The organism is Cupriavidus sp. IK-TO18, from assembly GCF_015549295.1.
In the GTDB taxonomy this organism is placed as follows: Bacteria; Pseudomonadota; Gammaproteobacteria; order Burkholderiales; family Burkholderiaceae; genus Cupriavidus; species Cupriavidus oxalaticus_A.
This window is the reverse complement of sequence record NZ_JADGMP010000006.1, coordinates 143,698-156,402: the sequence shown is the minus strand read 5'-3', so window position 1 is coordinate 156,402 and position 12,705 is coordinate 143,698. Positions and strand designations below refer to the sequence as shown.

Annotated in this window: 8 protein-coding genes; all 8 read left to right on the top strand. The window is 56.6% G+C overall.

Features of this window, described 5'->3' with window-relative positions; genetic code table 11:
- The first annotated feature begins 582 nt into the window (after nt 1-582).
- The 8 genes from IPF36_RS04635 (at nt 583) to IPF36_RS04600 (ending at nt 12,665) form a co-directional block, all read left to right on the top strand.
- Nucleotides 583-1,374 carry an ABC transporter permease gene (locus IPF36_RS04635; RefSeq protein ID WP_195427421.1) on the top strand — a complete coding sequence of 264 codons (792 nt, stop codon included), beginning with the start codon at nt 583-585 and terminating at the stop codon, nt 1,372-1,374.
- Nucleotides 1,371-2,033: an ABC transporter ATP-binding protein gene (locus tag IPF36_RS04630; protein WP_195427420.1), complete on the top strand. Its 663-nt coding sequence runs from the start codon at nt 1,371-1,373 to the stop codon at nt 2,031-2,033. Before IPF36_RS04635 ends, IPF36_RS04630 begins: the two co-directional genes overlap by 4 nt.
- Nucleotides 2,030-3,163 (top strand): chain-length determining protein, encoded by a 1,134-nt coding sequence (locus IPF36_RS04625; protein WP_195427419.1) that lies wholly within the window; start codon nt 2,030-2,032, stop codon nt 3,161-3,163. The genes IPF36_RS04630 and IPF36_RS04625 overlap by 4 nt, the downstream gene beginning before the upstream one ends.
- A 2-nt stretch (nt 3,164-3,165) precedes the next feature.
- The gene (locus tag IPF36_RS04620; protein ID WP_195427418.1) at nt 3,166-4,914 is read left to right on the top strand and encodes a polysaccharide biosynthesis/export family protein; all 1,749 of its coding nucleotides are present in this window, start codon (nt 3,166-3,168) and stop codon (nt 4,912-4,914) included.
- 54 nt (nt 4,915-4,968) lie between these two features.
- Nucleotides 4,969-6,960, top strand: coding sequence for a capsular polysaccharide biosynthesis protein (locus IPF36_RS04615; protein ID WP_195427417.1), 1,992 nt, complete (start codon nt 4,969-4,971; stop codon nt 6,958-6,960).
- Nucleotides 6,961-7,047: 87 nt separating this feature from the next.
- Entirely contained in the window at nt 7,048-8,487 is a 1,440-nt protein-coding gene (locus tag IPF36_RS04610; protein ID WP_255519674.1) for a capsule biosynthesis protein, read from the top strand.
- A 78-nt stretch (nt 8,488-8,565) separates the two neighbouring features.
- Nucleotides 8,566-10,494 (top strand): hypothetical protein, encoded by a 1,929-nt coding sequence (locus IPF36_RS04605; RefSeq protein WP_195427416.1) that lies wholly within the window; start codon nt 8,566-8,568, stop codon nt 10,492-10,494.
- 8 nt (nt 10,495-10,502) lie between these two features.
- Nucleotides 10,503-12,665: a hypothetical protein gene (locus IPF36_RS04600; protein ID WP_195427415.1), complete on the top strand. Its 2,163-nt coding sequence runs from the start codon at nt 10,503-10,505 to the stop codon at nt 12,663-12,665.
- Nucleotides 12,666-12,705 lie beyond the last annotated feature (40 nt).

Sequence of the window (12,705 nt, the reverse complement as noted above, 5' to 3'; positions counted from 1 at the left end):
CTGAGATAATATTTTCTCTGTCTATTTTTCGGCGGGCTCGGATTATTGCCGGTGTGATTGGAATGTTGATTATTAAAGCTTGATGTCAACATCAGAATTTTCTTATTTTGCAGTGCAGCAATGTTGGGGCAAGGAACCCCGGAACCCATGACCGGCGCGGCTTCTGCTAGTGCTGAGGTGTCCACCTGGACGCGTTGGAGTGCTCCGAAATGCATCTAAGTTGAAGCAAATGTGATGTCATCCCCCTTCTGGGGGATAGGTGTGGGAAATTGTTACCAGATGTTGCCTTTGCTGCAACCGCACCGTATTATTGCGCGCTGCAAAAGTGGGGGTGACGTAAAACGCCCCCTGGTCAGCAAAAAAACACAAACGAATAATGCGCGCAGCAAATCGGGAAGCGGTCGCAAGCAGTATGCTCGCGGCCCGAAGGTCATTGGTCGGCCAACAGCCCCTCACGGTTGTGTCGGCGCGGTCTCATCGGGGGGGCGCAATCACCACATCGCGTAGTGTTTGCGTGTGGGCTGCCGCACACAGATCTGACGCTTGCAGCCTTGACGCCCCGGCCCGGAACGACCTCAACCGATGAGCCGGGCCTCCGTCCGGTCGGACGTCTCCGTCGCGGTTTCCGTCTGGAAGGCGCTGTTCCTGCGCGAGGCCACTGGCCGCCTGGCAGGGGGACGTGCGGCCTGGCTCTGGATCCTGCTCGAACCGGCGGCACACATCGTCTTCCTGATGGTGGTCTTTGGCGTGATCCGCCACCAGGTGAGACAAGACGCAAATATCGAAGTCTTCGTGCTCGTCGGCGTGTGGGGATTCTTCCTCGTGCGGAACATTGCCCAACGTGGCATGGATGCCATCAGCGCTAACCAGTCGTTGTTCTCATACCGGCAAGTGCAGCCGGTCGATACGGTGTTGGTGCGCGCCTCTGTCGAGGCATTCCTGTATTTCATCGTCGGCGCCGTGCTGCTGCTCGCGCTGGCGCTGTTCGACATCGATGTAAGGCCGGCCGACCCGCTGCTCGTCATGTGGTCGGGATTTCTTCTATGGGCCTTCGGGCTTGGCCTCGGCCTGATGCTGTCCGTAGTCGGCACCCTGATGCCGGGGCTTGGCAAGCTCATCAAGATCGCTTTCACGCCGCTCTACTTCCTGTCCGCCGTTATGTACTCGGTGTCCAGTCTGCCGCTGGGCATGCGCAATGTCGTCCTGGTGAACCCGATCACGCATGGGCTTGAAGCCATGCGCAGCGGCTGGTTCGCGGCATATCACGGCGAAGCACATATCAGCCTGGGCTTTCTTGCCTTCTGGGCACTCGTTACCGTGTTCCTCGGCCTCGCCCTGCATAAGCGATACGCAACCAGGCTGACTGCGCAATGATCGAAATCACCGACGTCCACAAGCGCTATCGCACCGCCCATGGCTCCAAATGGGTGCTGAAAGGCATATCGCTGTGTATCCCGACCAAGAGCCGCGTGGCGCTGATCGGCGCGAACGGCGCAGGCAAGTCCACGCTGTTGCGGCTGGTCGGCGGGATTGACCAGCCCAACAGTGGGCGCATCGTGCGCAACTGCAGGGTTTCCTGGCCGCTGGGGCTGACTGGCGGATTCCAGGGCTCGCTCAGCGGCCGGCAGAACAGCAAGTTCGTCTGCCGCATCCATGGCGTCAGCGACGGCCTTGCCGACAAGCTCGAGTTCGTGCGTGAGTTTTCCGAGCTGAAGGATGCCTTCGATGAGCCGGTAAAAACCTATTCCTCCGGCATGCGATCGCGACTGGCCTTTGCCATGTCGCTTGCCTTTGATTTCGATACCTACCTGGTGGATGAGCTGACTGCGGTCGGCGATGCTGCGTTCAAGCGCAAGTCGCAGAAGGCCTTTGAAGACCTCGCTGGCCGGGCAGGCCTGGTGATGGTCTCGCACAGCGAATCCACACTGAAAAACTTTTGCCAGTCCGCGGTCTGGCTGCATCAGGGCCGCGCGCATTGGTTCGATTCCGTCGAGGAGGCCCTGGGCCAGTACAGGGAAAGCATTACAGCATGATGAAGACGATCACGTCGGGCGCCGCAGGCCAAATCGGCCGCCTGACACGCATGAACAGCCTGAACCGTATCTGGCAGGTGGCTATCGCCGCCTGCCTTGTCGCCGTTGTGTACTGGAGCGTGCTTGCCTCGGACCTCTACGTGTCGGAAGCCCGTGTTGTCATCGAGCGCAGCGACGGCGTGGGTGCCAGCGCGAGTGACTTCACCTCGCTGCTTGTCGGCAATACCGCGCCCCAGGACCTGCTGCTGCTGCGGGAATACCTGCTCTCCGCGGACATGCTCAAGAAACTTGACGAACGCCTGGGGCTGCGCAAGCACTACGCGGACAGCGGCCGGGACCCTTTGTCCCGGCTTTGGTTCGAGGATGCATCGCTTGAGCGTTTCCATGATTACTACCTTAAACGCGTGAGCGTCGAATACGATGACTTCGCCCGCGTACTTGTTATCAAGGTCCAGGCCTACACTTCGGAAATGGCCCACGCCATCAGCGCCGAACTGGTACGCGACGGCGAACGCTTCATGAACGAAATGACCCACCGCATCGCCAGCGAGCAGGTGGTCTATATCGAGAAGCAGGTCCACGACCAGGGCGAACGCCTGAAGGCGGCACGCCAGGCGCTGGTTGCCTACCAGAACGCCAATGGCCTGGTATCGCCGCGCGGCGAAGTCGAGAGCCTCTCGACCGTGGTTGCAAACGCCGAGGCAACCCTTGCCGAACTGCATGTCAAGCGCAATTCGCTCAAGGACGTCTTTACGCCCCAGTCTCCGGCAATCCAGCAGATTGACGCCCAGATCGCCGCAGTCGAGCGCCAGATGGCAGAACAGCGCGGCCGGATGGTCTCCACGAAAGGCCGCGGACTGAACCGCGTCGTGGAAGAGCACGACCGCCTGCAGGCTGCAGCGGAATTCGCCTTCGATATCTACAAGACCGCCATCGGCGCGCTGGAAAAAGCGCGGATCGAGGCGACGCGCAAACTCAAGAACGTGGCCGTCGTGCAAAGCCCGACGCGCCCGGAATATCCGCTCCAACCCAGGCGCATTTACAACATCGTGGTGTTTGTCCTGATGACGTTGATGCTTGCAGGCGTCGTGCAACTGATGAGTGCCATCATCCGCGACCACCGGGACTAGTCATGCTGAGAAGAATCATCACCCTTGCAGTGGTCGCCGCAGGTCTCGCGGCCGTCAATAGTGCGCATGCGCAGGCCGGCACGCGCATGTCGCAGTCGCCCGCCATCGGGCAAATGGACTACGCTGTCATCGCGGCGCAGGGCGGTACAGTGCCTGCCGGCTCTGCGTTCACTTCGGGCACTGCTGCCGCGCCGATGGTTCCCGCTCGAACCGAAACACCTCTGCCGGAAAGCGCTCCGCAAAACAACGACTACACCGCCAATATGGCCAGCGACGCCTTTGGCGCGCAGCTCTTCACGGGCGCTTTCAGTCGCGACAGCGCATCGATCTTCAACCCCAGCCATGTGATCTCCGTCGGCGACCGCATCCAGCTGCGGATCTGGAATGGCTACAACGTCGACACGGTGCTGACCGTAGACGCCGGCGGCACTATCCTGCTGCCGGAGATCGGGCCGTTCCGCGTGCAGGGCATCACCAACGGCAATCTGCAGGCGGCAATCAGCAATGCGCTGCGCCGGGTCTTTGCCAGCAAGGTATCGATCTATGCCAGTCTGCTGGCCGCCCAACCGGTGCGCGTGTATGTGACCGGCGCCGTGCGCAGGCCCGGCATGTACGACGGCACGTCGAGCGACAGCGTCCTGCGCTATCTGGATCAGGCCGGCGGTATCGATCCGGATCGCGGATCGTTCCTCGATGTCGCCATCAAGCGTGGCAACCAGACGCTGGAGGTCGTCAACCTGTATGACTTCCTGCTGAAGGGCGATTTGACCTCCCGCCAACTGAATAACGGCGACGTTATTTTTGTGCAGTCTCGCAAGAAGACCGTGAAAGTCAGCGGTCTGGCGGAAAACGCGAAGCGATTCGAGTTCATGGGCGAGCAGGCCCGCCTTGACCAGTTCGTCCGACTGGCGAAGCCGCTGCCTGAAGCCACTAACGTGCGGGTGGTGCGCAATACCGGAACTATCCGGAATGTTGAGTATTTCCCCATCTCGCAAGGCAACCAGATCGACCTGCGGGATGGCGACGAGATCGAATTCACGGCTGACAAGCGGCCGGGGACCATCACCGTTCGCGTTGAAGGCGAACACACCGGGCCGCAGGAATTCGTCTTGCCATATGGCAGCCGCATGGGCCAACTGCTGAGCCAGGTCCAGTTCACGCCGGAATCGGATCCTGAAAGCATCCAGCTGTTCCGCCAGAGTGTGAAGGCACGCCAGAAGGCGCTGCTCGGCGCCACGCTGAAGACGCTGGAATCAAGCGTACTGACGGCTCGTTCGGGGACCGCGGAAGAAGCGCAACTGCGGAAGGAAGAAGCTGCGCTGGTGCTGCAGTGGGTCGAGCGCGCCAAGAAGATCGAGCCGAGTGGTCAGACGCTGATTGCCAAATCCGCGGCCCGTAACGACTTGCTTCTGGAGAACGGCGACATTCTGCGTGTGCCGGTCAAGGACGGTCTTGTGCTGGTCAGCGGGGAGGTCCTGTTCCCCAATGCCGTTGCCTATGACAAGAGCATAGACCTGGATGAGTTTATCCAGCAGGCCGGTGGCTTCTCACAGAATGCTGACACGTCGCGGATCATCATCGCGCACCGTGATGGCAGCTTCTCGGATGGCAAGAAGGATGACGCGGTGCGAGCGGGCGACGAAATCATGGTGTTGCCTAAGGTCGATTTCAAGACGCGTCAGTTTGCGAAGGATGTATTCCAGATTCTTTACCAGATTGCGATCAGTGCGAAGGTTGTACTTGGTTTGTAATCCAATTCGGTACCGACGGCGACATATCTAAACTATCGAGGAACAAGGACAGCCATGCTTGGCGTCTTCTCTCGCGGCATCTACCGCATCAAACATTTGCACACCTTCCTTGGTGAAGAAGTGGTATTGATGCGTTCGGTTCTTTCCAATCTACGTCCGGACGGAATTGCGGCGTGGGGGCGCAGGCCGAGCGCGCGTCGCGCCGAGGAGTATGTACGCAAGCATGCGGTGCAGCACTTTCTGCGCCTTGAGGATGGCTTCATTCGTTCCATCGCCCCGGGGGCAGAATCTCCGTCCTGTTCGATGGTGGTCGATGATGTTGGCATTTACTACGACGCCACTGGCCCGTCGTTGCTCGAGCAACTCGCGCAGTTGCCGTTGAGCAGCGATGAGGCTAGGCGCGCGGAAGCGTTGATGCACGCTTGGCGTGAATCCGGTATCTCCAAGTACAACCACGCACCTGATCCGCAGGCGCTACCCGAGCGACCGTACGTGCTTGTTGTGGACCAGACGGCCAATGACGCTTCCGTGCAGTATGGTATGGCGGATGCTGCGTGCTTCGAACGCATGCTGGTGTCCGCGCAGGAAAGTTATCCGGACTGTGAGATTGTTGTTAAGGAGCACCCTGAAGTAGCCCTTGGGCGGAAGCGCGGTTATCTCGGAGCATTGCTGGAAAGTGGCCGCTTCCCAGGCGTTCGCCGCTTGCAGGACAATGTGCATGTGGTGCCCTGGCTGCGTTCGGCAACTGCTGTATTTACTGTGACATCTCAAGTCGGCTTTGAAGCGTTGCTGCATGGCCGACCAGTTCACGCATTCGGAATGCCATTTTATGCTGGATGGGGCCTCACGCGCGATGCGCAACCAGCGCCGGCGCGGCGGCAGCCCATCGCGCTGAAACAACTGGCATTTGCTGCGCTTGTGCGGTACACGCGCTATGTGGACCCCCATAGCGGCAAACGTTGCGAGCCGGAAGATGCGATCGCATATCTTGCGCTGCAGCGTCGCATGCATCAACAGTTTCCGCGCCATCTGCATGCCGTCGGCTTTTCGCGCTGGAAGCGACCCATTTTGCGCGACTACTTGCAGGGCTCCCAGGTTTTTTTTCATCGGAAATTGCAGGCAGTCCCAACCGGCGCAACCATTTTGCAATGGGGGCGTAAGCCAGGCCAACCGTCCAGGCGGGATGTCACCACGATCACCGTCGAGGACGGATTTTTGCGGTCCGTGGGACTAGGCGCACAACTGGTACGCCCCGTATCGTGGGTATTTGATCGCAGTGGTATCTATTATGACGCGACCAGATCTTCAGATTTGGAACAAATTCTTGCGACCACACGTTTTGATGAACTGCTGCTGCGACGCGCTAGCAATTTACGTGAATCTGTAGTGCGATCGCGGCTAACCAAGTACAACGTCGGACAGGGTGAATGGCAACGGCCGGTCGGTATGCGAAACATTGTGCTAGTGGTTGGGCAGGTGGAAAGCGATGCTTCGCTGCGTTATGGCGCACTGGGAATCCGAACGAATCGCGAATTGCTCATGGCGGTACGAGCGAATGAACCCGAGGCCTATCTCGTCTACAAACCTCATCCCGACGTCATGGCGGGCCTGCGCGGAAGCCGTGCAGAAGAGGCCGCGCTTGCTGCAGGTTGCGATGAACTGGTCATCGACTATCCGATGCACCAGTTGATCGAAGCCGTGGACAGCGTGCATGTGCTGACATCGTTGGCTGGTTTTGAGGCGCTCCTGCGAGGTAAGCCGGTAACTACGTACGGCACACCGTTCTATGCCGGTTGGGGACTGACTTCAGACCAGATGCCTGCGGTGCGACGCCGCCGCAAGCTAACACTGGACATGCTTGTCGCCGGAACTTTGATTCTCTATCCGCGCTATGTATTACGTGGTAGCGAAGCGGGGTTTGCTACGCCAGAGCAAGCGGTGAGTCATATGCTGGAATGGCGGCAAGAGGCTTCCAGGACCGGTTTGGGCAATCTATTGCGGCCATTGTTGCGCTACTGGGCCGTCGCACGGGACGGTGCGACTTAGGCCGTGTTGTAGTAGCCCGGCTTAGCAGGAAAAGGGGTGCAACCGCGCACAAGCAAAAATAAAAATTGAGAAAGAAGGGAACGGGCAATGCTGATGTTCAGAGAAATTGGTCATGATCGCAGCAGCAATCGCGTCACGTTATCCGGGCACTCAAATCCCGGAGGTGTCGGTCACGCCCCAATTCAAGGCTCGAGCGGGCCGGAGCGGGCGGGGTTGCACCAACTGACAAGGTACAAGCATTTACTTCTGCTGCAAGGCCCAAATGGCCCCTTCTTTGCCAGGTTGCGCGATTACCTCGAGACAGCCGGCAGGCGTGTTAGTAAGGTCAACTTTAACGGCGGCGACGACCTTTTCTATCGCCGTGGCGCAATCGTGCGGTTTACGCAGTCTATGCCGGCTTGGGAAGCGTTCCTTCGAGAGTTGTTGGTGGAGCGGCAAGTCGATGCGATTGTGGTGTTCGGCAGCAGCCGACGGCATCACCGCATCGCAGCGCGCTTGGCAAAGGAGCTGTGCATCACCTTCTGGGTCTTTGAGGAAGGTTATGTACGCCCGGACTATATCACTTTGGAGAATGGGGGCGTCAATGCGGACTCGCCTATTGCCTTATGGGATCTAGGCGAATTGCCTGTTGTACCCCTGCCTGCGCAAAAAAGGCACTTCAAACACGCCTTCGGAAAAATGGCATGGTATTCGTTCCTATACTTTGGTGGTGGTATTACCAATCGCCGGAAGTATCCTCACTACCGTCATCACAAGCCGTTTGGCTTTCATGAAATTGGACTGTGGTTGCGGGCGGCCTACCGCAAACATCGCTATCGTGTAGAGGAGCGGGAAATCTCGGCACGTCTCCTTGCTGAGAATCACCCTCCTTTTTTTCTGGTGGCGCTGCAGGTATATAACGACAGCCAGATCCGTGTGCATAGCCCATGGCGGCGCATCGAGGATTTCATCGAATGGACGGTGTACTCTTTCGCGCACCACGCCCCGGCAGACAGCCTGCTTGTGGTCAAGCATCACCCGATGGACCGCGGACATACGAACTATGCGGCGGCGATCGCGGACTGTGCAGCACGCTTCGGTGCAGCCGATCGCATTATTTATATCCATGATGCACATTTGCCTTCTTTGCTGCACCGATGCAGTGGTTTGGTAACCGTTAACTCGACCACCGGTTTGCAGGCGCTGTATCACCGCGTTCCAGTAATCGCACTTGGTCGGTGTTTTTACGCAAAGCCGGGAATTACTTATCAAGGATCGTTGGATAGTTTTTGGTTGGAATCGCCACCGGTTGATACACGAACTTTCACACGATTTCGTAACGGCCTGATTCATGCATCGCAGGTAAATTCGTCTTTCTATGCAGAAAAAGAGATTGGTAAATTAGGGAGACGAAATTTCCGAATTTGGCGTTGGTGCAGTCAGTTTGCATCAGCGGTGGGACTTATTGTAATTGACGCTTATGGTGGGTTGGATTTGACGTCAATGACTCGTTGGGTGGCGGCCGCGGTTGGCGCGCTGGTTGGTTAGTTTACATTTGCGGGTTCCACTAGGCGCAGGGGAAATTGAAAATCCAGATGCATGTCGTGATGCAGATGAGCGAATAATATGAACAAGATAATGATCGTGGGGCACCCCACTTCCGAATATCAGGATGTCGAGGCTCTTCTCGTCAAATGCGGGATGGCCCCGGCGCTGTCTTCACGCAGGGAAGGGCTTACACCCGCCGAAATCAGCTTGATGCTCCTCAAGGCACATCGATCCCCCGATCGCACCGTGCTCGGGTCTATTCGCAGCCTTCCTCAAGTCGAAGCGGGCCCGATCTGGCACGGGATGGCGCTGGATCTGATGCTCGGGAATATCGAACAGAAGCTTTGGGGGTGGGCGGACCCACATGCGCTGCAACTACTCGATTACTGGAAGAATCTCGATCCGAGCATTGCCTTTGTCTTGGTGTACGACTCGCCCGAAAGTCTTCTTGTCAGATCAATCGAATCGGGCAATGACTTCAATGTACTCGAAGCGATGGTGGCCGAGTGGTGTGCTTACAACCAGGCGTTGTTGCATTTCTTCTACCGAAATGCCGAACGATCATTGCTAGTCCACGCTCAACAGGTGAGGGCGTCGGCAAGTGGTTATCTTCAACAGGTGCAAGCGCGAATTAATGCGCCTATGAAGTCACTATTGGAAGTCCCTAGCAATGATACCGCTGAGAACGAATTGCAGCACGACTTGGATATTCGTGGCAGCGGATTTTGCAACCTACTTTCTTCTAAGACCGAGAAGGCGGGCGCAATCAGGCGCTATCTGGCGAAGGCGATAGTCTGCGAGTATCCGGAAGCTGAACAGCTCTACGAAGAACTGCAGACTGCTGCCAACCTACCGCTTGTAGTGTCCGGGGAGGGGGCGGGTATCGTTCACGAGGCTTGGCGCGAGCTAGTTGCGATTGAACATAACGAGGCGACGCATCGCGTCCTTCTTGAAACGCAAGAGTCTGAGTTTGCCGGCAGAATTGAAGAGCTACAGGCGTCGATGAGAACGATGCATGAAAAGCTCGGCAAAGTGCAGGATGAAAGTCTTGTCCAGCTCAAGAAGCTGCACGAAACACAAGAGCAAAGTGAGCGTTATCACAATGAACTGTTAGAGGAATCGGCCAGGGCATCGCAGCTCTTGAGTCTTTCCGAAGACAGGAAGAAGGCGTTCGAAAAGCTTGAGAAAGAATTACAAGATCAGAAATCGGTCGCTTCTGCCGCTCAGCAAGAGTTGACCTCGCTGAGCGAGGGCCATTCGAAGGATGGCGCTAGAGTCGTGCGGCTTGAGAAAGATCTGGATGCTCTGACCAAGGAGTCGGCAATCCTCCGTGTTCAACGACGCGAAATGGAAGCTGCGCTGCTGGGTGTTCAGGAAGAACTTGAGCGTAGCCATATCGAGCTTCGCAAGGCACTTGAAAAGGGTAACTCCAACTCGGCGGAGCAAAGCCGAGCGGGTGAGCAGTTGAAGCTCGCAAATCAGCATAAGGGCATGGCGGAAGCGCGCGTTGCCGAATTGGAGTCAAGCCGGATCGTACTGGAGAAGCGAAATGGCGGCCTGCAAAGGGAAATCAACGCCCTCGTTGATCGGATTCAACGAATGCAGGAAGAGTGGGAGGGGCGCGTACCTAGTAGCGGCGCAACCACCAAGCGCCAGGATCGCTACGGTGCGGCAGATCGTGTCCGTCGCCAACTGAGTTACCGATTGGGGGCAACCATGATCAAGCATTCGTATAGCGTCGGGGGATGGCTGACGATGCCCATGGGCCTGGCGAAGGAGGCTAAACGCTTTCGCACGGAAAGGCGCCAGCGTGGCAAGGAGAAGCTTCCGTCGATCGCGTCGTATCGCGATGCACAGGAGGCTGACCGGATGCGCCGTCATCTCTCATATCGACTGGGTGCAAAGATGCTCGGCAACGCGACTTCACCTTTGGGCTGGCTTCGGATGCCGTTCATTCTCAGAAAAGAAGTAATAGCTTTTCGTGAAGAAAAGCGCAATAAGTATTGAAGGTACCAATGTCCGATCTCTCGCTGTATTCATGCTTGCAGCACCTGCTTACGGTCATGCCGCCGCAGGCAGTAACTTACGTTGGTGCCGGCAATGGTACCGATCCGTTAATCCAATTCTTTGTGCAGGGTCCGGCCGTGGATCTCACCTTCGTTGAGGCGGAGGAGAGACATCTACCGCATCTGAAGAAGAATCTTGGGCACCGCCCAGGGATACGGGTGGTGCATCAACTGATTACGGATCGAACGCAACACGCGACCTACTATAAAGCAAATATCGGTTCTGAGAGTGGACTTCTTGACCCAGCAGTTCTCGCTCACCTTTGGCCTAATATCACGGTCGAAGACTCGGATACCCGTCCCGGGATATCCTTGAATGAGCACTTGACGGATTCATCAATCGCGCCGAACTGGCTTGTCATTGACTGCCTGCCGATGCTGTCGATACTTGGAGACGGTTTATGCCTGTGCCAGATCGATGTCCTGATGGGTCGAATCGTTCAGATGGAAGGGGACAAGTCCCTGCACGACTGCGCCAGCCTGGCTGATGCTAGGGAGTTCTTGTCGACCCATGGATTCATCCATGTCTTGACCCAGGCAGGAAGACATCCTGGTATCGGGCACGCGCTCTTTGTTCGCGACATTCGTATGAGCGTTAGTCAGGCTGAAGAAGCGCGTGACGCGCATGCGGCCACTAAGGCGCAACTGTTGACTAATCGCCTGGAGGCGGCTGATAAGGTGGCCTCTCTGGAGGGCTGCATTGCTCAACTCACTCGTCGCGTACTCGAGTTGGAGGGGGAAGCTGAAAAGGTGGCCTCTCTGGAGGACCGCATCGCTCAACTCACCCGTCGCGTGCTCGAGTTAGGCGAGGAGCGGAGGGTGGCGAGCGAAACAGAGGAATCTCGACAGCTCGCTGAGCATATGGAGGCCGCTACTACGAAAGCCGACGAGTTATACGACAGCATTCAGTCGGTACAGCAGCTTATCGTCTCGAAACTGGGCGCTTCTGAGGCGGCAATGGAACAGTATTTTGCCCAGAACTCACTCGATGCTATACGCGAAGTCGTGTTATCCAGCGTTGCCAAGTTTGTCGAGAGTAGTCTGGAAAAGCAGAAGGCGCTCTTCGTAGAGGCTGAGGGGCGACAGCAAGGCGAACTGCAGCGCGTTGTGCAACTGACTGAACGCGTTCTAGCGCTGGAGGTCCTTCAAGAAGCAACGCCGGCGAGCAATCAAATACACCAACTCGTAGAGCGCCTGGATACGGGGGTGGCCAAGATTTGCGAGCTACAGAAGAGCGTCAATGCTCTGGAAGAGGTTGTAGCGGCGCAAGTGGATTCGACTACCGCGGCAATGGAGTTGCTAACTGGCGGGGATGCCAACGCTAGAGAAGTGCGCCTGCTTGAGGAGCAGTTTGAAAAGCAAAAGGCGCTATTCGCGGAAGTCGAGGTGCGACAAAAACGTGAATTGGTGAATGCGACAGCTAATTCCGTAAAGCAGATTGAAGCATTTATCGGGATTCAACGGTGGCTGCCGCTAGACGATAGTGCCCTCGATTTTCATGGTTGGCCCATTAGTCCCGATTTGGGTATCTTCTTGCTTGGAAAGATCCATGAAGAAAAGTACGACGTTATCATTGAATTTGGCAGTGGCACGTCGACCATACTTTTGGCAAGGGCGGTTGCACAGATGAATCTCGAAAGTCGCGGTGAGCTGCCAGTCGGAAAAAAGGTTGTATCCTTCGAGCATGATCGGGCATATCACGAAAAGACATTAAAACTACTGAAATCACGCGATCTACTGGGCTACGTTAATCTGGTTCATTCCCCTTTGGTAGTTCATGAGGATAGCGGGGCCAAATATCTGCACTATGATTGTGCGACCTCATTGCGTCAGATCGCACAACTCAATGAGGGCCAGGATTTGTCAATTCTTGTGCTAGTTGATGGCCCGCCGGAACTGACTTGCAAGAATGCAAGGTATCCAGCAATTCCGAAGATTTTCGATTATTTAGGGAAACATCGTATCGACATCGTGCTGGATGATGCAAACCGGCCGGCAGAGAAAGAGGCGATCAAGATGTGGAAAGAATACTGGAAAGCTAGATCAATTAGAATTTTGGATAGACATGTTCCGAGCGAAAAAGGCATTTATTTCGCCTCTAACATGCTTTGAAATTGAAATAACCGAGTTTATTCGAATAGGCTAGAAGGCT